The organism is Vibrio sp. V38_P2S17PM301 (assembly GCF_009904845.1).
Lineage (GTDB): Bacteria > Pseudomonadota > Gammaproteobacteria > Enterobacterales > Vibrionaceae > Vibrio > Vibrio proteolyticus.
In genome coordinates, this window is sequence record NZ_WXWO01000105.1 from 1 (window position 1) to 18,895 (window position 18,895).

General features: G+C 49.8%; 22 protein-coding genes and 1 pseudogene. 4 read left to right on the forward strand and 19 right to left on the reverse strand.

Annotated features, from left to right (window positions below; genetic code table 11):
- Nucleotides 1-502 precede the first annotated feature (502 nt).
- The 8 genes from CAG64_RS22345 to CAG64_RS22380 form a co-directional block, all read right to left on the reverse strand.
- Nucleotides 503-1,279 (reverse strand): phosphoadenylyl-sulfate reductase, encoded by a 777-nt coding sequence (locus tag CAG64_RS22345; RefSeq protein ID WP_021707454.1) that lies wholly within the window; start codon nt 1,277-1,279, stop codon nt 503-505.
- Entirely contained in the window at nt 1,272-2,990 is a 1,719-nt protein-coding gene (gene cysI / locus CAG64_RS22350; RefSeq protein WP_021707453.1) for an assimilatory sulfite reductase (NADPH) hemoprotein subunit, read from the reverse strand. The genes CAG64_RS22345 and cysI overlap by 8 nt, the downstream gene beginning before the upstream one ends.
- Nucleotides 2,990-4,846 carry an assimilatory sulfite reductase (NADPH) flavoprotein subunit gene (locus CAG64_RS22355; RefSeq protein ID WP_161448045.1) on the reverse strand — a complete coding sequence of 619 codons (1,857 nt, stop codon included), beginning with the start codon at nt 4,844-4,846 and terminating at the stop codon, nt 2,990-2,992. Before CAG64_RS22355 ends, cysI begins: the two co-directional genes overlap by 1 nt.
- A gap of 103 nt (nt 4,847-4,949) precedes the next feature.
- Nucleotides 4,950-5,180, reverse strand: coding sequence for a hypothetical protein (locus tag CAG64_RS22360; protein WP_021707451.1), 231 nt, complete (start codon nt 5,178-5,180; stop codon nt 4,950-4,952).
- Between the two features lie 175 nt (nt 5,181-5,355).
- Nucleotides 5,356-5,565 carry an envelope stress response protein PspG gene (gene pspG, locus CAG64_RS22365; protein WP_161448054.1) on the reverse strand — a complete coding sequence of 70 codons (210 nt, stop codon included), beginning with the start codon at nt 5,563-5,565 and terminating at the stop codon, nt 5,356-5,358.
- A 163-nt stretch (nt 5,566-5,728) separates the two neighbouring features.
- Nucleotides 5,729-6,733 carry a tRNA dihydrouridine(20/20a) synthase DusA gene (gene dusA, locus CAG64_RS22370; protein ID WP_161453557.1) on the reverse strand — a complete coding sequence of 335 codons (1,005 nt, stop codon included), beginning with the start codon at nt 6,731-6,733 and terminating at the stop codon, nt 5,729-5,731.
- Between the two features lie 153 nt (nt 6,734-6,886).
- Entirely contained in the window at nt 6,887-7,057 is a 171-nt protein-coding gene (locus CAG64_RS22375) for a hypothetical protein (RefSeq protein WP_161489364.1), read from the reverse strand.
- Nucleotides 7,058-7,139: 82 nt separating this feature from the next.
- On the reverse strand, nt 7,140-7,379 hold the full coding sequence (locus CAG64_RS22380; RefSeq protein WP_161457721.1) for an MFS transporter: 240 nt from the start codon (nt 7,377-7,379) through the stop codon (nt 7,140-7,142).
- Between the two features lie 463 nt (nt 7,380-7,842).
- Here CAG64_RS22380 and zur point away from each other — a divergent pair, with 463 nt between their 5' ends.
- Both zur and CAG64_RS22390 read left to right on the forward strand, forming a co-directional pair.
- Nucleotides 7,843-8,292 (forward strand): zinc uptake transcriptional repressor Zur, encoded by a 450-nt coding sequence (gene zur / locus CAG64_RS22385; RefSeq protein WP_174377451.1) that lies wholly within the window; start codon nt 7,843-7,845, stop codon nt 8,290-8,292.
- A gap of 21 nt (nt 8,293-8,313) precedes the next feature.
- Nucleotides 8,314-8,775, forward strand: a complete 462-nt coding sequence (locus CAG64_RS22390; protein WP_021707445.1) for a chemotaxis protein CheX — start codon at nt 8,314-8,316, stop codon at nt 8,773-8,775.
- 63 nt (nt 8,776-8,838) lie between these two features.
- Here the strand turns inward: CAG64_RS22390 and pgi are convergent, their stop codons facing one another.
- A complete protein-coding gene (gene pgi, locus CAG64_RS22395) occupies nt 8,839-10,491 on the reverse strand; it encodes a glucose-6-phosphate isomerase (RefSeq protein WP_161453560.1) in 1,653 nt (550 codons plus the stop codon).
- 290 nt (nt 10,492-10,781) lie between these two features.
- On the opposite strand from pgi, the gene CAG64_RS22400 reads away from it, so the two are divergent.
- Nucleotides 10,782-11,207: a secondary thiamine-phosphate synthase enzyme YjbQ gene (locus CAG64_RS22400; RefSeq protein ID WP_161453561.1), complete on the forward strand. Its 426-nt coding sequence runs from the start codon at nt 10,782-10,784 to the stop codon at nt 11,205-11,207.
- Here CAG64_RS22400 and CAG64_RS22405 read toward each other — a convergent pair.
- From CAG64_RS22405 to CAG64_RS22415, 3 genes are read right to left on the reverse strand one after another with little or no spacing between them, the layout of a single operon-like run.
- Nucleotides 11,204-12,391 (reverse strand): BamA/TamA family outer membrane protein, encoded by a 1,188-nt coding sequence (locus CAG64_RS22405; RefSeq protein ID WP_161457722.1) that lies wholly within the window; start codon nt 12,389-12,391, stop codon nt 11,204-11,206. The genes CAG64_RS22400 and CAG64_RS22405 overlap by 4 nt on opposite strands.
- Nucleotides 12,388-13,470, reverse strand: coding sequence for an alanine racemase (alr, locus tag CAG64_RS22410; RefSeq protein ID WP_161457724.1), 1,083 nt, complete (start codon nt 13,468-13,470; stop codon nt 12,388-12,390). Before alr ends, CAG64_RS22405 begins: the two co-directional genes overlap by 4 nt.
- Nucleotides 13,471-13,483: 13 nt before the next feature.
- Nucleotides 13,484-14,890 (reverse strand): replicative DNA helicase, encoded by a 1,407-nt coding sequence (locus tag CAG64_RS22415; RefSeq protein WP_021707440.1) that lies wholly within the window; start codon nt 14,888-14,890, stop codon nt 13,484-13,486.
- Nucleotides 14,891-15,062: 172 nt separating this feature from the next.
- Here CAG64_RS22415 and CAG64_RS22420 point away from each other — a divergent pair, with 172 nt between their 5' ends.
- Nucleotides 15,063-15,824, forward strand: a complete 762-nt coding sequence (locus tag CAG64_RS22420) for a porin (protein ID WP_161457723.1) — start codon at nt 15,063-15,065, stop codon at nt 15,822-15,824.
- Nucleotides 15,825-15,895: 71 nt separating this feature from the next.
- Here CAG64_RS22420 and rplI read toward each other — a convergent pair whose 3' ends face one another.
- From rplI to tuf, 7 genes and pseudogenes are all read right to left on the reverse strand, one after another.
- A complete protein-coding gene (gene rplI / locus CAG64_RS22425; RefSeq protein ID WP_021707438.1) occupies nt 15,896-16,345 on the reverse strand; it encodes a 50S ribosomal protein L9 in 450 nt (149 codons plus the stop codon).
- 33 nt (nt 16,346-16,378) lie between these two features.
- Entirely contained in the window at nt 16,379-16,606 is a 228-nt protein-coding gene (gene rpsR / locus CAG64_RS22430; RefSeq protein WP_000090472.1) for a 30S ribosomal protein S18, read from the reverse strand.
- Between the two features lie 16 nt (nt 16,607-16,622).
- Complete coding sequence (priB, locus tag CAG64_RS22435; RefSeq protein ID WP_081693219.1) at nt 16,623-16,925, reverse strand: primosomal replication protein N; 303 nt, start codon at nt 16,923-16,925, stop codon at nt 16,623-16,625.
- A gap of 8 nt (nt 16,926-16,933) precedes the next feature.
- Complete coding sequence (rpsF, locus tag CAG64_RS22440) at nt 16,934-17,323, reverse strand: 30S ribosomal protein S6 (protein ID WP_021707436.1); 390 nt, start codon at nt 17,321-17,323, stop codon at nt 16,934-16,936.
- Between the two features lie 200 nt (nt 17,324-17,523).
- The gene (gene bfr / locus CAG64_RS22445; protein ID WP_021707435.1) at nt 17,524-18,006 is read right to left on the reverse strand and encodes a bacterioferritin; all 483 of its coding nucleotides are present in this window, start codon (nt 18,004-18,006) and stop codon (nt 17,524-17,526) included.
- Between the two features lie 70 nt (nt 18,007-18,076).
- Nucleotides 18,077-18,265 (reverse strand): (2Fe-2S)-binding protein, encoded by a 189-nt coding sequence (locus tag CAG64_RS22450; RefSeq protein ID WP_021707434.1) that lies wholly within the window; start codon nt 18,263-18,265, stop codon nt 18,077-18,079.
- Between the two features lie 322 nt (nt 18,266-18,587).
- Nucleotides 18,588-18,895, reverse strand: a pseudogene (tuf, locus tag CAG64_RS22455) (elongation factor Tu); the annotation flags it as partial.

The following is an 18,895-nucleotide window of genomic DNA, read 5'->3' on the forward strand; positions in this document are numbered from 1 at the left end:
AGTAATGTTTGAATTGACTGTGCTGAGTCCGAAGACTCAATGGTCACTTCGTATCATTGAAACCTAAGTTGATGTCGAAACATCAATTTGGATTATCATCAACGAGTGCCCACACAGATTGATAGGTTTATATTGTTAAAGAGCGCTCTTCTCTGTGACTAAAATCACTTCGGAAGAGGCGGCCATTCTAGCGAGATAATCTTCAGTGTCAAACACTTTTTCAAAATTATTTCATTTTTATTTCTGACCGCTTCGACTGGCTTCGAACCCTTGTGAGGCCTTGCCCTGTCGACGAGGAGGCATTATAGAGATCGACATCACGTTGGCAAGCGTTATTTTGAAAAAATTGCAAAAATAACGCTTAAACGATGAGATTTCAATCAAAGGCCTATTTATTCAACTTTACCCCACAAAAGCCAACATCATATTCACAAAGTTATCCACAAAGAGTCTTTTTGGAGCATAAAAAAGGCCGCTTTCGCGGCCTTTATGAATGTCACGGTTATATCCCTGAGCCGTATTGCTCTCCATCATCTTCATGAAGACCACATTCACGCTTCAAGCCAAAGAAACGGGTTTCTTCTTCGCTCATCCCAGGTTCCCACTTTTTGGTGGTATGAGTATCACCTACCGACAAGTACCCTTCCTCCCACAATGGGTGATAGGACAAACCATTCTGCTCTAAATAGTAGTGGACATCTTTATTTGTCCAGTCAATCACAGGCAGGAACTTAAACACACCATTTTGGATCGAGAGCACAGGTAAATTCTGGCGCGACTTGGACTGTTCCCGTCGCAGTCCGGAAAACCAAGTACCAACATTCAGCTCAGTGAGAGCCCGACGCATCGGTTCCACTTTATTAAGCTTGTTGTACTTTTCTATCCCCTCTATACCCTGTTCCCATAATTTACCGTAGCGCGCTTCTTGCCATGCCGGACTTTGCTCACTGCGGTAGATTTTGAGATTCAGCCCCAGCTTAGCTGTCAGCTCATCGATAAAGCGATAAGTTTGTGGGAACAGGTACCCGGTATCGGTCAGAATCACCGGAATATCGGCTTTTACGTTAGACACTAAATGCAGCATTACAGCAGCCTGAATACCAAAGCTGGACGACACTGCGTGCTGCCCCTCCAGATTATCAAGCGCCCACGCTACTCTTTGTTCTGCCGTCAATTGTTCAAGCTGCATATTGATTTCGGCCAAACGGAGCGTTTGCTCGGTTTTGGTCAGTGTCAACAGCTCACTTAACTGAGGCTTAGTTGCAACTGAATCAAGCATGGAAATCCCTCTTTGAATTGACCACTTCTTCAATAATGCCGGCCCGAATGGTGAAATCACCAAAATCTTCGCCCGGGTTGCGCTCTTGAGCCCAACGTCCAACTAAGGCGTCAATATCGGTCAGAATTTGTTGATCGGTGATGTTCTCTTTATACATCTTCGGAATTCGAGTCCCGGCACGGTTACCACCAAGGTGAAGGTTATAACGGCCAGGCGCTTTACCCACTAATCCAATTTCCGCCAACATCGCTCGACCGCAGCCATTGGGACACCCCGTTACCCGAAGAATGATGTTGTCTTCTTTGGGTAACTCGTGTTTTTCAAGAATCTCTTCTACCTGAGTAACAAACTCCGGCAGGAAACGTTCGGCTTCCGCCATCGCAAGCGGGCAAGTTGGGAAAGCGACACAAGCCATGGAGTTTTTGCGCTGCTCACTGACACTGGCATCCATCAACCCGTGCTCCAGCGCAATCTGTTCAATCTGCGCTTTTTGTTCGGCAGGCACTCCAGCCACAATCAGATTCTGGTTGGCCGTCATACGGAAATCGCCGTGGTGAATTTTAGCGATTTCAGCCACACCCGATTTTAGCGGTTTCCCCGGATAATCAAGCAGGCGTCCATTTTCAATAAACAGAGTCAGGTGATGTTTACCATCGATCCCTTCAACCCACCCGACACGGTCGCCACGTTCCGTGAATTCATAAGGACGACTGGCTTCAAACGTAACACCGGCACGCTTTTCTACTTCCGCCTTAAACACATCGCTACCAACACGGTCTAGGGTGTATTTGGTTTTCGCATTCTTACGATTAGAGCGGTTACCCCAGTCACGTTGAGTGGTCACAACCGCCGCCGCCACATCGAGTGTCTTCTCCAATGGGATGAAGCCAAAGTCATCGGCGCGACGCGGATAAGTCGAAGTATCGCCGTGCGTCATAGCCAAACCACCGCCAACCAGGACATTAAAGCCCACCAGCTTGCCGTTATCAGCTATAGCGACAAAGTTTAGATCGTTCGCGTGCACGTCAACATCATTCTGCGGCGGGATCACCACCGTCGTTTTGAATTTACGCGGCAAATAATTGCTGCCCAGGATCGGCTCTTCATCGGTGGTTTCCACTTTCTCACCGTCAAGCCAGATCTCTGCGTACGCTCTTGTCTTTGGTAATAGATGCTCACTGATCTTAGCGGCCCACTCATAGGCTTCTTGATGCAATTCAGACTCAACCGGGTTACTGGTACACAGCACGTTGCGGTTGACGTCGCCGGCCGTCGCAATCGAATCGATACCGATGCTGTTCAGCGTCTGATGCATCAGTTTGATATCGGGTTTCAGCACCCCATGAAACTGGAACGTTTGTCGAGTCGTAAGGCGAATACTGCCGTACAGAGAGTGCTCGGAGGCAAACTTGTCAATCGCCAGCCACTGTTTAGGCTGAATGATGCCACCCGGCATACGCGCGCGCAGCATGACATTGTGCAGCGGTTCCAATTTCTGCTTAGCCCGCTCGTTGCGAATATCCCGGTCATCCTGCTGATACATACCGTGAAAACGAATCAGTTGGAAGTTATCCGCAGTAAAGCCGCCCGTAATACGATCCTGCAGATCTTGCTCGATCGTACCGCGTAAAAAGTTGCTTTCTCTTTTTAGACGCTCGTTATCAGAAAGTGGCCCTAACTCTTCGCCTAATACAACCTGCTTCTCACTCATTAGTACACATCCCTTTGATAACGTTTCGCTTTACGGAGATCATTGATAAATTCTTCAGCATCATCACGTGACATTTTGCCTTGCTGTTCCACCACTTCGACCAAGGCTTCATGCACATCTTTCGCCATACGAGTCGCGTCGCCACACACATAAAGGTAAGCGCCATCCTGAATCCACTGCCAAACCTGTTCGGCGTGTTCCAGAATACGGTGTTGTACATAAACCTTTTCCTGCTGATCACGGCTGAACGCAACATCAAGACGACTCAGGACGCCAGACTTGAGGTACTTCTGCCATTCCACCTGATAGAGGAAATCTTGTGTAAAGGTGCGGTCACCGAAGAACAACCAGTTTTTACCATTGGCATCGCGATTGTCCCGCTCCTGGATAAAACTACGGAAAGGGGCGATGCCCGTACCCGGACCGATCATGATCACGGGCGCATCATCACTCGCCGGCAGTTTGAAGTTGTTGTTGTTTTCGATAAACACTTTAACTTCACCGCCCTCTTCCAGACGACGGGCCAGGAAACCGGAGGCACCACCAAGGCGCTCTTCCCCACTGTGATCGTATTCCACCACGCCCAAAGTCAGGTGCACTTCCTCTTCCACTTCAGTCTGACTGGAAGCAATCGAGTACAAGCGCGGAGTCAAGCGGCGCAACAAACCAATCAATGCCTCAGCGCTGAGCTTTGTTTTCTTCTCACTGAGCACATCCACAATCTGAGTGTTGGTTGCGTAGGCCCGCAGTTTATCTTTATCTTCCACCAGCTTGAGCAGCTTTTTGCTGCCAGACAACTCAGCAAACTTTGTCACCAACTGAGGGTTGGCAGCGGTAATTTCAAACTTGCTCACTAGCGCGCTGTGCAGGGACAAGCTTTCGCCATCGACATCCACACTTTCCACGCCGGACAGACCAACCGCTGCCGCTACAGCATTGGCCAGCTCCGAGCTGTTTTCATACCAAACGCCAAGTGCATCGCCCGGTTGATAACTCAGGCCAGAGCCATCCAGATCAATTTCGATATGGCGTACGTCTTTCCCCGAGTCGCGGCCAGTAATTTTCTGATTGGTCAGCAGCGTTGCGGTATATGGGTTCTGTTTGTTGTATTGAGAAGGGGTCGCAGCGCTCAGCCCTACCGGAAGCTGAACAATTTCTGCTTCGGTCGATGCCAGGGCCTGTTTAACTTGTTCCAACGCCTTCTGGCGCCATTCGGCTGCCGGAGCATCGTAGTCGACATCACAATCAATGCGATCGATAAAGGCGGTAGCGCCAAGCTTGGACAGATAGGTATCAAAGTCTTTACCTGTCTGGCAGAAGAATTCGTAGCTAGAGTCACCCAGCCCAATCACGCCGTATTGTAGATTCGGCAGTTTCGGCGCTTTCTTTGACTGCAGGAATTCGTGCAGTTCAATCGCGTTATCCGGTGCTTCGCCTTCACCGTTGGTAGACGCGACGATGACGACATGGGTCTCTTTCGCCAGGTTCTTTCCTTTGTAATCGCTGGCATCAAACAACTCAACCTGGATTCCGGCTGACTTGGCTTCCTGTTCCAGCGCTTCAGCCACTCCTTTGGCATTACCCGTTTGCGAAGCGAATATAATGGTGAGTTTTCCTGCCGGCTTAGCCGATACAGCAGCCGCCGCCTGAGCGATTGGTGCTGCAGCTGCGGCAGGTTGTGACTGGCTTAACCCCCAGAAGTAACCACTTACCCAGGCAAGTTGCTGTGGAGAGAGTTCAGACACGGTATGCTGCAACTGACTGAGCTGCTGATCATTCAGCGGGCTGGCGATAGCTGGCAGTTCTTGTAGTTTCGTGTTTCCGTTAGAAGACATTGTCACGACATCCCTATTCATTGCGTGACGATAGATTAACCACTGAGGCTAATAACAAGAAAGAATAGAAGAGAATGTTTTATAACTTTTGGGTGTAAAGAACGGGCATTAATTGGCCGGGGGATTACTTAGCTTCCACCCTGACCTGCTTAAAGCCCACCGCCATCGCAGATTTGGACGCCATATCCAGATCCACATAATGACACTCTTCACCATGAGCGTCCGTCAAAGGGACGAAGCCACCACGCTCATGTCTAAACTCCACGATCCAGGTCCCTTCTTCACTGGAAGGTTCAATGATCGCCTCAACCAACTTGTTGTCGCGGTAGAGGTTTCTTAATTCGGCCAACGTCATCGCAATCCCTGCTTTATAGTCATACAGATCGGTTCACACTAATCATGGTTTATTCCTGACAAAACTGCCAACTGCGCTTTTATTGATATACTTATATGGTATAAAAAAACACCACTTATTCTGTGGTGTTTTAAGAGATGCTTGGGTGGGGGGATTCAAACCAACGTTACTTGGGTTAACGAGGCTGGTAGACGACATTTTTGAAAAACCAATAACCGACACCAATCACAATCAGCCAAGGGATCAATTTGATAAAAATACCCACCATCCCCAGGGCCAGCATCACTACAAACGCCAGCGCAATCGCGCCCAGTACACTAACTAGCGTCATTCCGGTTACCAATAATGTCGCCATAAACACCAGTACAAAAATCAACTCAAACATCATTGTTCTCCTGTCGTTGTTGTTTAAGACCAATCAGATTACGTGCCAGTTTGATAAAATCAGCTATCACCTTGTTATTTATAGAAATAAAAAAGGCGAAGCACTTTGATATGCTTCGCCCATCATCGATAAAGTGAATTTCACCACTCACTAATGGCGAAATTTACACATCCAGCTCGGCTGGGATTTTGGCCAGCGCCGCTTCCACCACTTCGATACCAGAGCCGGGTTTATGCGCGTTTTCGCTGATGTAGCGTCGCCACTGACGCGCCCCTGGCATATTCTGGAACAACCCCAGCATATGACGGGTAATATGACCAAGATACGCCCCCTGTGCCAATTGCTGTTCAATGTACGGATACATCTCTTCCACGATCTGGCGACGCTTTTTCACCGGCGTATTCAGGCCAAAAATTTGCTGATCCACTTCCGCCAGAATATACGGGTTCTGGTAGGCTTCACGCCCAACCATAACACCATCCAAATGTTCCAGATGCTGCTGTGATTCCGACAGCGTTTTGATCCCACCGTTCAGTGCGATGATCAAATGAGGAAAATCCTGTTTTAACTGATATGCACGCGGGTAATCGAGCGGCGGAATCTCGCGGTTTTCTTTCGGGCTCAAACCACTCAGCCATGCTTTACGGGCATGGATGGTGAACTGTTCACAACCGCCTTGCTCAGAAACAGTAGAGACAAAATCCGTCAGAAACAGATACGAATCCTGCTCATCGATACCAATGCGGGTTTTGACCGTCACCGGAATGTCGACCACCTCTTTCATCGCCGCCACGCATTCGGCCACCAGCTGAGGCTCAGCCATCAGACAAGCACCAAAACGGCCGTTCTGCACCCGATCCGATGGGCAGCCCACATTGAGGTTGATTTCATCGTAACCACGCTCTTGCGCCAATTTCGCACACGTCGCCAGATCCTGAGGGTTGGAACCACCCAGTTGTAGCGCCACCGGATGTTCTTCCTCACTGTGCTTGAGAAAGTCACCTTTACCGTGAATGATCGCACCGGTTGTCACCATCTCGGTGTACAACAACGTCTGCGACGACAGCAAACGGTGGAAGTAACGACAATGACGGTCTGTCCAGTCGAGCATCGGAGCAACGCTAAATCGCTGCATTACAAATTCGTTTGTCGTATCAGGTTTAGACACTGATTTACCTCACCTTTTGTGATCCCACATTACCGTTTGCCTTTTCCGCGGCTTCTGAGCGTGTGCCTCGGTGTCACCTCAATTTAACAGTAATGATTTCAAGAGAAGTGGCGGATTATACACACTGGCAGGCGTCAGGGAAAATACGCCGTCTTAAGTGCGCTCTGGCAGACGGACCAAAGGTGCCGTACTGGCGATCAGCGCGGTGATCAATGCGGCAGTCGCCACGACCAGATAACCGGTCTGAAATGCCTGCATTACCGCCGCTTTTGGCATAGTCAACGGCTCTTCGATGGAACTGATCACGTTGAACCCTAGCCACATAGAGTACACCAGTGTCCCGAACATCACCGTCCCAGGTGTTCTCGCCCTCCCACGGTTTGTACGGTCAGTTGCGTCGAAAGCATCACTGTACCCAGGTCCAAACCAAACCGCATGCGATCACGCTCAAAAACCACGTATGTTCATGCACTGCTCCCATCAACTGAAACATCACGCTGCTGAATGTCATTCCCACCACCGGATTCCATTCCGGGCTCCCGGTGCGCGCAATCCCCTTACCCGCTAAATAGGAGCCTGAAATCACACCCACCGACATAGGGATCATTAATAGCCCGGCATCCGCCGCTGATTTCCCAAACGCCACTTGCCAATATATGGGTAAGAAGAATCACTCGCGAGCAGATAGCCTATCGCGATCCAGGACGACAGTTGCATGCCTCCCAGTCCCGCCACAAGCGCCAGTTCGCTGTCGCGAGCAACGGCACTCCACCAGTTTTATGTCAGCATTTAGATCATCATGTTCCAAATGCTGGTTAAGCTGTACAAATAGAAATTACTTCTTTTTATTCATAACATTAAGACTTTTTGGCCTACTATGTTCTATTTACTATTCAAGCTGAACAGACACTGAAGTTTATCCCGTCACCTCGTACCCATCGGCCCAACCACCAGGAGGGACAGGTTTATCAGTATCGTTTTTAACCGAGATAAGGTAACGTATGCCCTGTGATGTGCACGTCAGGGTACACTGACGAAATGTCGTGAATGACAGCGGAAGAAAACAAATCCATCGAGAAATGTTATAGTATTAGGCAAGTCCGATGGTTATGGTGATGAATTTGAACCAAAGACTGATACAACAAATCGAAGAGATCTGTGCGTCAAGAGGCGTTCGCCTGACCACACAGCGCAAACGGGTGTTTGAGTTAATCTGCTCCAGTAAAAAGGCCTCCAGCGCTTACGAACTGCTGGAAGAATTAAAACAGAGTGAGCCACAGGCTAAACCTCCGACGGTATACCGGGCACTCGATTTTCTGCTTGAGCAGGGCTTTATTCATCGTGTGGAATCCACCAACAGCTTTATCTCGTGCGCTTCGTGCAACGCTCACAAGCACTTTTCTCATCTGTTGATTTGTGACAAATGTGGCAACGTTATTGAACTGCAAAATGATAGTCTGATAGCCTTGCTGACAGAGAACGCGGAGCAACACGGATTCCATTTCTCGAATCACGTTATTGAAACTCATGGCGTCTGTGATTCGTGTTGTTCGGAATGAAAGAATAGATAGAAGAAAGTTATGCGTGCTGAATTTGTTAACCCGTTTCTGGCATCTCTGCTGAATGTCCTGAAAACGATGGCTTCTCTGGAACTGAAACCCCAGAAACCTCGTGTGAAGAAAGACGAAATTGCCCGCGGTGACGTTTCCGGCCTGATTGGCATGGTTGGTCAGCAAACTCGTGGTTCAATGTCGATTACATTTGATGAAGGCTTGGCGCTGGAAATTATGCAGAACATGTTGGGTGAACGCCCGAATGGTCTGAATGAAGAAGTAACGGATATGGTCGGTGAAATCACTAACATGGTCACCGGAGGCGCAAAGCGTATCCTAGCCGAAAGTGGTTTCGATTTCGAAATGGCCACCCCAGTGGTGGTTTCGGGCAAGGGCCACACCATTCGTCACAAATGTGAAGGGGCAATCATCATTATGCCTTTCGCCTCGCAGTGGGGTAATGCGTTTATTGAAATCTGTTTCGAATAAACGCTCGCAGCAACAAAAAAGGTTGGCCTCGGCCAACCTTTTTTATTGTCTCACCACACCGTGTTACGCACGGTAGGCTTTAAACGCATTGATCAAACCGTTGGTTGAACTGTCGTGCGAGCAGATCGCAGCATCGTCAGCCAGCTCAGGCAGGATATTGTTCGCTAGCTGTTTACCCAGCTCCACACCCCACTGATCAAAGCTGAAGATATTCCAGATCATGCCTTGAACAAAAATCTTGTGCTCGTACATCGCGATCAGGTTACCCAGCGTGCGTGGCGTGATTTCTTTAACCAGAATCGAGTTCGTCGGACGGTTGCCTTCAAACACTTTAAATGGCACCAGCGCCGCCACTTCCTGCTCTGACTTACCCGCCTTGACCAGTTCAGCTTGCACAGTTTCAGCGGATTTACCGAATGCCAGAGCTTCTGTCTGGGCAAAGAAGTTTGACATCAGTTTCTGGTGATGATCACCCGTTGGGTTGTGACTGATTGCCGGAGCAATGAAATCACATGGGATCAGTTTGGTTCCCTGGTGGATCAACTGGTAAAACGCGTGCTGGCCGTTGGTGCCTGGTTCACCCCAGATGATTGGACCGGTCTGGTAGGTCACCGGGTTGCCGTCACGGTCGACGTACTTCCCGTTGGATTCCATGTTGCCTTGTTGGAAGTAAGCCGCAAAACGGTGCATGTATTGGTCGTAAGGCAGAATGGCTTCTGACTCCGCGCCGTGGAAGTTATTGTACCAAATACCAATCAACGCCAGGATAACTGGAATATTGTGTTCAAACTCCGTGCTGGCGAAATGCTGATCCATCTCGTGCGCACCTTCCAGCAGCGCCACAAAGTTGTCGTAACCGATCGCCAGAACAATCGACAGACCGATCGCCGACCATAATGAGTATCGGCCGCCGACCCAGTCCCAAAACTCAAACATGTTCGCGGTATCAATACCAAACTCAGACACAGCATCCGCATTGGTCGACAGCGCCGCAAAGTGTTTTGCTACGTGCACTTCATCGCTGGCTGCCGCCAGGAACCAGTCACGCGCAGTGTGCGCATTGGTCATGGTTTCCTGTGTGGTAAACGTTTTTGATGCGATCAAAAACAGCGTGGTTTCCGGATTGAGCGCCTTAAGCGTTTCCGCAATGTGCGTTCCATCGACGTTCGAAACAAAATGCATGTTGAGATGGTTGGTATACGGCGCCAGCGCTTCCGTCACCATGTAAGGCCCCAGATCCGAACCACCGATACCGATATTCACCACATCCGTGATCGCTTTACCGGTATAGCCTTGCCATTCGCCGCCAATCACACGCTCAGAGAAAGCTTTCATTTTTTCCAGTACCGCGTTCACTGCCGGCATCACGTCTTCGCCATCAACCATCACCGGACGGTTGCTGCGGTTACGCAGCGCGGTGTGCAATACCGCACGACCCTCGGTCTGGTTGATCGCTTCACCGCTGAACATCGCTTCGATGGCTGATTTCAGTTCCGTCTGATCCGCCAGCGCAAACAACTGTTTCAGCGTCTCTTCGTTGATCAGGTTTTTAGAGTAATCGACAAGAATGTCTGAGCCGAAACGCGCAGAGTACTTGTTAAAACGATCCGCATCCTGAGCAAACAGCGCGTTCAGATCCATATCCTGAGCGGATTCGAAATGGGCAGTCAGCGCTTGCCACGCTTGTGTCTGCGTTGGATTGATATTTTTCAACATGGTCAGTATCCCGATGTGACTGTAGGTTTCATTCCACTAATCCTAGCTGTTTCTCGCCGGATTGCAGAATCCCCGATTTAGCAAAAAGAAACTGTTCGTCGCCTCCCCGCAGGCAGGCCACTTGTCTTTGTAATTAATTTTCAGACTGTCATTATGACGCAGCCCTGTGACACCATCATTGAGATAAGTCACGTAAACCGATTATGCTATTGGAAAGCACCGGATGATAAAGGCCAACACCTTAACGTCTTAGCTAAGTTTTGCCAATGAGAATATCAAGGAAGCCGGATATGTGGAGCCAAAAGACCCTGCACCTGCGCGCCAGGCCGCGAGGGTTTCATCTGATCACTGATGAAATTGAACAACAATTGCCAGAAATCCGACGAGTTTCTGTGGGATTATTACATTTATTCATTCAACACACGTCGGCCAGTTTAACGCTGAATGAAAACGCCGACCCCACAGTGCGGATGGACATGGAGGTGCATTTTAATCAGTTCGTTCCTGAACGTGCGTCGTATTATCAGCATACGTACGAAGGCGACGATGACATGCCTGCGCATATCAAAGCGTCGCTGCTCGGCGCCAGCGTGACGATTCCTCTCAGTCAGGGACAACTGGCGCTGGGGACCTGGCAGGGAATTTATCTCGGTGAGCACCGCAACCATGGTGGCCAACGCCGTATCATTGCCACATTGCAGGGAGAAACCGTTTAAAAGGGCTGGTTGATCATCACTCGAAAGCTGTCTTCATCGGCAGCTTTTGCCAGCTCGGCGCGAACCACCACACCTTCAACCTGAAAACGGATTGCGCCACCGACACTCCACCGCATGTCCTGATGAAGGGTTTGCAAATCGTACTCATCGGCCACCCGGCCAACATCGGCAAACAGCACCCATTGCCACCAGGGCATATCGTAATAGTTAATGAGTGGGATGTCGTTGAGCGGCTGCCATTCGGGTAACACCCGGTATTCAAGCGAATAGTGCACTGCGGCGCGATCGTGGTACCGACCCCCGCTATAACCTCTGAGGCGATACAACCCACCTAACCGGACTTGCTCCTGCTCTGGCGGCCGGGCGCACGCAGTATTATCACAATGTTCCCAACTCGGCGTATCGGCGGTATAGAAATCCAGTGCCAACACCTGTTGCTTAAACCAGTCACCCAGTGGTCCGAAGGAAAAAAACTGGCTGTTTTCCAGCTCCCACTTAACCCAAGGGTGACTCGTCTCTCCAGTTCCGGAGGTGATCGCCAACGATGTCTGGGAACCCTGAGTGGCGTTGCGCGGATTGTCACGGTTGTCCCAGTCAAACGTCAGTTTCAGACCCGTGGTGCTGTCGCTTTGAGTATCCTGCTCCAGCGCACGAGACGAATAGAAGGGCATCAGTGTCACGGACGACACGCCGGAATCCAACGGGGAGGCCGTCGACACCGAACGCTGTGGGCGAAACAAGCCCGCCATCCCCTGCTGCTCGACCAACCCCCAGGGTAAAAGAAACCGCAGCTCAAGCTGATATTTTCTCTCCAGGCCACTCGTCAGTGTGGCATCGTCAATCGAAGAGTCGTTGCGACCTTGATCAGCCAGATAATACGGAGTGTCGTTGTAGCGCGCCTGATACATCTGGGTATTGACCAACAGAGTGTCGTGCAGAGCGTAGTTTAAAGCCGCAAAGTAACCGATATAACTGTCTTTTTCGGAATAGAGCCCCATCCCAAACAAGGCAGCCTGTTTCTGTCCCACGCCTTTGGCGACCCCAGCTAAACCCAAGGTGGTCCCCAAGGTGTCAGTGGAAAAGAAGAACGGCACCACCGCACGGTCTTTCTCTTGACTCCGGGCTGGCGCAGACACAAAAACGCTGGCAAAAATAGCCAGCGTTAACAGGGTAAATGTCTTCATGCCTGATCGGTGTATTCCATCTCGACCCGGGAGGTCAGTTTGGTGACCAGTTCGTAGGCGATGGTGCCAATGTGCTGCGCCACCTCCTCAACCGGCAGAGCATTGCCCCACAGCACGGCTTCATCGCCGACCTTATCGGTCGCGTCCGGTCCGAGATCGACGGTCAGCATATCCATCGACACCCGACCGGCAATCGGCACCCGGCGGCCATTGACCATCACCGGCGTACCATTGGGCGCCGTGCGAGGATAACCATCGCCATAACCAATCGCGATCACCCCAATCTTAGTGTCTCGCTCACTGGTCCAGATCCCGCCATAACCCACACTCTCGCCCTGCTTGACATCACGCACGGCGATCAGGTGAGATTTGAGGGTCATTACCGGCTGATAACCCATCTGTTGCGCATCTTTGTCGTTAAACGGTGATACGCCATACATGATGATGCCCGGACGCACCCATTCGAGATGACTGTCGTCCCAGGCCAGCAAGCCTGCTGATGCCGCCAGCGATCGCTCCCCTTCACACCCCTTGGTCAGCGACAGGAACAGTTCTGTCTGCTCGGTGGTTGTGGCTTTATCCAGTTCATCAGCACAACCAAAATGGCTCATGTAACGCAGCGGTTTCGCTACATTCGGGCAGGCTTTCAGACGGGTGACAAACTGCTGATACTGTTCCGGACGAACCCCGAGACGGTGCATGCCACTGTCGATTTTCAGCCATACCACCACCGGCGCTTCCAGACTGGTCTGCTCCAAAGCGGCCAGTTGCTCTTCGCAATGCACTACCGTCTGGATATTGTTGGTCACCAGCACCGGTAAATCGACCGACGAGTAAAACCCTTCCAGCAACAGGATGGGTTTGACCACCCCACACGCTCGCAACTGCAGGGCTTCTTCAATTCGCGCGACACCAAAAGCGTCCGCACCGCTGGCCTGCTTGGCCACATGACGCAGACCGTGGCCATAACCATTGGCTTTCACCACCGCCATCACTTTGCTGTGCGGTGCGCGTCGTTTAATCTGAGCCAGATTATGCTGCAGGGCTTTGAGATCCACACACGCGGTGGCAGCTTTCATATAACTCATCGCATTACTCATCATCAAACGCCGGACCCGCGTAGTTATCGAAACGGGACCACTGCCCTTGGAAGGTCAGACGCACGGAGCCGATCGGACCGTTACGCTGCTTACCGATGATGATTTCGGCGGTGCCTTTTAATGCGCTGTCCGGGTTGTACACTTCGTCACGGTAAATAAACATGATCAAATCGGCATCCTGCTCGATAGAGCCAGATTCACGTAAGTCCGAGTTTACCGGTCGTTTGTCTGCCCGTTGCTCAAGTGAGCGGTTCAACTGAGACAGCGCCACCACCGGCACATTCAGCTCTTTAGCCAACGCTTTGAGGGAGCGGGAAATCTCGGCGATCTCCAGGGTACGGTTATCCGACATCGCCGGTACTCGCATCAACTGCAGGTAGTCGACCATGATGAGCGACAATCCACCGTGCTCACGCGCAATACGGCGCGCACGAGACCGCACTTCGGTCGGTGTCAGACCGGAGCTGTCATCAATGTACATGTTCTTCTTCTCCATCAGGATGCCCATGGTCGAAGAAATTCGCGCCCAGTCCTCATCGTCCAGCTGACCGGTCCGGATTTTGGTCTGGTCAACCCGCGACAAAGACGCCAGCATACGCATCATGATCTGTTCCGATGGCATCTCCAGAGAGAAGATCAGCACAGGTTTGTCTTGCTCCATCGCCGCGTTTTCACACAAGTTCATCGCAAACGTGGTTTTACCCATCGACGGACGCGCTGCGACAATCACCAGATCTGAACCTTGCAGACCGGCGGTCATCTTGTTGAGATCCATAAAGCCGGTGTTCACCCCGGTCACGCCATCCTGCGGCGACTTGTACAACAGCTCAATACGTTCGAGGGTCTTTTCCAGGATGTTATCGACGTTTTGCGGGCCTTCGTTCTCATTGGTTCGATCTTCGGCGATTTTAAACACTTTACTTTCGGCTAGGTCGAGCAGATCTTCCGAGCTGCGTCCCTGAGGATCGTAACCGGCATCGGCGATCTCGTTCGCCACACTGATCAGACTGCGCACCAGCGCACGTTCCGCTACAATGTCGGCGTACGCATTGATGTTGGCCGCACTCGGGGTGTTTTTAGCCAGATCCGCCAGGTACGCAAATCCCCCAACATCATCCAGTTGTTCACGCTGCTCCAGGTATTCCGACAAAGTGATCAGGTCGAGCGGTTTGCTGTCTTCCAGAATCGACTTTACCGCATCAAAAATGAGGCGATGCGGACGACTGTAGAAATCCTGGGTCATAACACGTTCCGCAACCGAATCCCAGCGTTCATTGTCCAGCAACAGGCCACCAATTACCGATTGCTCCGCTTCCAGTGAATGCGGCGGTACTTTGATCGCGTCGACCTGAGCGTCCTGAATTTTGCGAGTTCTCTGTTCGTTTCTGTAATCAGCCATGCTTCTGCTCAACCACTATTTCGTAACCGCCCATTATAACCAGAATACAAGATTTGTAATTAAGTTAGGGACAGATTGTCCCTTTCTTATGTAGAATTAACCTTTTGTTGACTCACCTTAAGATCGGTCGACTTACCATGCGCTCATTCATGTCACTACTCAGAGGTACTTCGTGCAAAAATTCTGGCTTTTAGGCTTAAGCCTGATCGCAGCGTCGGTTCACGCTGAGGAAGCAACCCCATCCGAGTCAGACATTGAAGTGCCATCACCCTGGGATACGGAAGTCGAGTTTGGCTATCAATCTCACTCAGGAAATACCGATTCCGAATCGCTCAACTCGCGACTGAGTGCGCAATACACCTCCGGCCCTTACCGTATCAACGGCGAGTGGAAATATTATCAGGTGTATAAAGATGGCGAAGAGGATAAACGCCAGTCGAATTACTCAGCACAGGCCGACTACAAACTGAGTAAGAAAACCTACCTGTACGGCAGCTTTAAAGGGGTCGACTCTCGCTACAGCGCCTATTTCAAGGACTATACCCTGTCGGGCGGTCTGGGTTACCAGTTTGCCAATACCGACACGTTTGTACTGGAAGTGGAAGCCGGTCCGGGTTATCGCTATCAGGAACCCAACCTGGATGAAATTGACGACGACGACATTGTCTTTCCGAATATCGTCGAAGAAGGGATATTTCGCGGCAAAATCAATACCGCGTGGCAGGCGCTGGATACGCTGCGCTTTGAAGCCGAACTGACCGCGGTGGCCGGTCGCAGCAACACCAGTCTGGAAAGTGATATCAATATCATCAACAACATCACCGAAGACATCGCGCTCAAGCTGTCCCACGATCGGATTTATCATGACCGTGTGCCTGAAGGACTGAGCAAGGCGGACAGTATTTTTTCAGTCAACTTGCTGTTTATCTTTTAACATTTTCTTCAGACATAAAAAAACACCGGCTGACGCCGGTGTTTTTCTTTTCTAGTCCTGAGACTAAAAAATTATTCAGCAACAACCTGTAGAGTAACTGCTGCGAATACTTCAGAGTGAAGTTGAACGTTGATTTCAAACTCACCAGTTGTACGCAGAGCACCTTCAGGTAGGCGAACTTCGCTCTTAGCTACTTCAACGCCAGCTGCAGTGATTGCGTCAGCGATGTCACGAGTACCGATAGAACCGAACAGTTTGCCTTCGTCACCAGCTTTAGATGCGATAACAACCGCTTCCAGAGCGTTCACTTTCTCAGCACGAGCTTCTGCAGCAGTCAGTTGCTCAGCAACTTTTGCTTCCAGTTCAGCGCGACGAGCTTCGAACATTTCAACGTTAGATTTTGTTGCCATAACTGCTTTACCCTGAGGGATAAGGAAGTTACGAGCGTAACCAGATTTAACGTTTACAGTATCGCCAAGACCACCTAGGTTACCGATTTTATCAAGTAGAATAACTTGCATTGTTTAATCCTCTTTCTTAATAAAACGAACCGATTACTGATGTTTGTCAGTGTACGGTAGTAGAGCCAGGTAGCGTGAACGTTTGATAGCACGCGCTAGTTGACGCTGGTACTTAGCACTTGTACCAGTGATACGGCTAGGTACGATTTTACCAGCTTCAGTGATGTAGTTTTTAAGAGTTGCTACGTCTTTGTAATCAATCTCTTGTACGCCTTCTGCAGTGAAACGGCAGAATTTACGACGACGGAAGAAACGAGCCATGGGCTATCTCCTGATCTTAAATTTGAGTAATGTTGTCGGCATGAAGCACTAATTTTCCCACACCATTCCGGCCGGTCTGATAAGCGACAAAGCCGCTTACCTTAATGCTGCTGCCTGGTACTAAATTCTGAGTCAATGCTTGTGACCTATCCCCGCTGACCACAACCGGCATACGACAATAAACTTGTCTCGGTAAGTCAGCTTCGATAACCGTAGAGCGGTGCTCTAACCAGAATCGACAGTGTGCAATGCCACTGGGGCTTTGGCTTCGAATTGGAGGTTTCGCAACAGTGCCGCTCAACTCCATCCGATTGGTCATAAGATTAATTACTCAGCAGCTGCTTCTGGCTTAGCTTCGCTACGCTCTTCGCGACGAGGAGCACGCTCTGCACGCTCTTCTTTTTGCTTAAGCATGATTGAAGGCTCAGTGATAGCCGCTTTAGTACGCATGATCATGTTGCGTAGCACTGCATCGTTGAAACGGAAAGCAGTTTCCAGCTCATCGATTACAGCTTGGTCAGCTTCAACGTTCATCAGAACGTAGTGAGCTTTGTGAAGCTTGTTGATTGGGTAAGCCAGTTGACGACGGCCCCAGTCTTCCAGACGGTGTACTTTACCGCCAGCTTCAGTGATAGAACCAGTGTAACGCTCGATCATGCCAGCAACTTGCTCGCTTTGATCTGGGTGCACCATGAATACGATTTCGTAATGACGCATGGGTTGCTCCTTACGGATTATTCAGCTTCCACAATTGGCTCAGTCATCCAGAGGAAGCAAGGAACTAAAGATAATTGACTGAGTTTAAGGAGCACGAATAGTACAGAAAGAAACCATCTGAAGCAAGCGAAATGTGACTCTGGACACAACAGCCTTCCCGAGGTCAGGAAGGCTGGCAAAGCGCGGGATAGAAAGGGGGATTAATCGTCGTCTTCGTCGACATACTGGGCTTGAAGGTAATTCTGAATTCCGGTCATTTCAATCAGGCCAAGCTGAGTTTCCAGCCAGTCAACATGTTCCTCTTCATCCTCTAAGATGTCTTGGAACAGATCTCGTGAGACATAATCATGAACGTCTTCTGCGTACGCGATGGCATTTTTCAGATCCGGAATTGCGGCCATTTCCAGCTTGAGATCGCATTCCAGCATTTCTTGGGCATCTTCGCCAATCATCAGCTTGCCCAGATCCTGTAGGTTTGGCAGCCCTTCCAGAAAGAGAATCCGCTCGATCAAATGATCCGCGTGCTTCATTTCGTCGATGGACTCGTGGTATTCCTTATCCGCCAGATGTTTCAGGCCCCAGTCTTTATACATACGGGCATGCAGAAAATACTGGTTGATGGCTACCAGCTCATTGCCGAGCACTTTATTGAGATGTTGAATAATGATGGGATCGCCTTTCATGACAAAAACCTCCTCTTTGGCTCTTATAACTGTAGAACCAATTGAGAAGGTGTCAAAAATGTCGTGGCGATTAACTGGCCTGTTTAAACTGAGTCACAACCGTATCGTTGAGGATCTCCTTCGCCTGTCTAACGCATTTTCCACACTGAGAACCCAGTGCTGTACAACGTTTGATACCACGAATATCGGAGATGCCTTCTTCCAGCGCAAGTTTGCGGATTTTTTTATCTGAGACACCGTGACACAAACAAACGTACATACTGACTACCTTGAATCTATTGCGTGACCAGAAATATAAAAAAGAATCGTTCTTATTACCAGTTAGATCGAGCTGCATTTAAGATCGATTAGTTATAAAGAAACTGATGAAAAATCATATGAGCGTATTGGGGGCTCAACCCAAACAACTGCACTTGTGTAAGCGTTTGTTTTCAAAATAGCACTATTGATATTTAAGATGATAATTGAACCATTTTTCTTATAACCAAAAAACGAAAAAGGGAAGCCTAAGCTTCCCTTTCTCTAGATGCGCTTTCTTCAAAAAGAAGAACAGTGCAAGATTTCGTGTAATTCGTTACGAATTATTCGAAGATCTTAGCAACAACACCAGCACCTACTGTACGACCGCCTTCACGGATCGCGAAACGTAGACCTTCGTCCATCGCGATTGGTGCGATCAGCTCAACAGTCATCTTGATGTTGTCGCCTGGCATTACCATTTCTACGCCTTCTGGTAGCTCGATGTTACCAGTTACGTCAGTTGTACGGAAGTAGAACTGTGGACGGTAGCCTTTGAAGAATGGAGTGTGACGACCACCTTCATCTTTAGACAGTACGTAGACTTCTGATTCGAACTTAGTGTGTGGAGTGATTGAACCAGGCTTAGCTA

Excerpts from the sequence above, each read along its gene's own strand:
- CAG64_RS22345 (WP_021707454.1), bottom strand. The coding sequence starts at position 1,279 with ATGCTTGATTCAGTTGCAACTAAGCCTCAGTTAAGTGAGCTGTTGACA.
- cysI (WP_021707453.1), bottom strand. The coding sequence starts at position 2,990 with ATGAGTGAGAAGCAGGTTGTATTAGGCGAAGAGTTAGGGCCACTTTCT.
- rplI (WP_021707438.1), bottom strand. The coding sequence starts at position 16,345 with ATGCAAGTTATTCTACTTGATAAAATCGGTAACCTAGGTGGTCTTGGC.
- rpsR (WP_000090472.1), bottom strand. The coding sequence starts at position 16,606 with ATGGCTCGTTTCTTCCGTCGTCGTAAATTCTGCCGTTTCACTGCAGAA.
- CAG64_RS22450 (WP_021707434.1), bottom strand. The coding sequence starts at position 18,265 with ATGTACGTTTGTTTGTGTCACGGTGTCTCAGATAAAAAAATCCGCAAA.
- CAG64_RS22415 (WP_021707440.1), bottom strand. The coding sequence starts at position 14,890 with ATGGCTGATTACAGAAACGAACAGAGAACTCGCAAAATTCAGGACGCT.
- priB (WP_081693219.1), bottom strand. The coding sequence starts at position 16,925 with ATGACCAATCGGATGGAGTTGAGCGGCACTGTTGCGAAACCTCCAATT.
- zur (WP_174377451.1), top strand. The coding sequence starts at position 7,843 with ATGGTGATGAATTTGAACCAAAGACTGATACAACAAATCGAAGAGATC.
- CAG64_RS22400 (WP_161453561.1), top strand. The coding sequence starts at position 10,782 with ATGTGGAGCCAAAAGACCCTGCACCTGCGCGCCAGGCCGCGAGGGTTT.
- CAG64_RS22360 (WP_021707451.1), bottom strand. The coding sequence starts at position 5,180 with ATGACGTTGGCCGAATTAAGAAACCTCTACCGCGACAACAAGTTGGTT.
- CAG64_RS22375 (WP_161489364.1), bottom strand. The coding sequence starts at position 7,057 with ATGTGGCTAGGGTTCAACGTGATCAGTTCCATCGAAGAGCCGTTGACT.
- CAG64_RS22390 (WP_021707445.1), top strand. The coding sequence starts at position 8,314 with ATGCGTGCTGAATTTGTTAACCCGTTTCTGGCATCTCTGCTGAATGTC.
- CAG64_RS22355 (WP_161448045.1), bottom strand. The coding sequence starts at position 4,846 with ATGAATAGGGATGTCGTGACAATGTCTTCTAACGGAAACACGAAACTA.
- pspG (WP_161448054.1), bottom strand. The coding sequence starts at position 5,565 with ATGTTTGAGTTGATTTTTGTACTGGTGTTTATGGCGACATTATTGGTA.
- CAG64_RS22405 (WP_161457722.1), bottom strand. The coding sequence starts at position 12,391 with ATGAAGACATTTACCCTGTTAACGCTGGCTATTTTTGCCAGCGTTTTT.
- bfr (WP_021707435.1), bottom strand. The coding sequence starts at position 18,006 with ATGAAAGGCGATCCCATCATTATTCAACATCTCAATAAAGTGCTCGGC.
- rpsF (WP_021707436.1), bottom strand. The coding sequence starts at position 17,323 with ATGCGTCATTACGAAATCGTATTCATGGTGCACCCAGATCAAAGCGAG.
- alr (WP_161457724.1), bottom strand. The coding sequence starts at position 13,470 with ATGAAAGCTGCCACCGCGTGTGTGGATCTCAAAGCCCTGCAGCATAAT.
- pgi (WP_161453560.1), bottom strand. The coding sequence starts at position 10,491 with ATGTTGAAAAATATCAATCCAACGCAGACACAAGCGTGGCAAGCGCTG.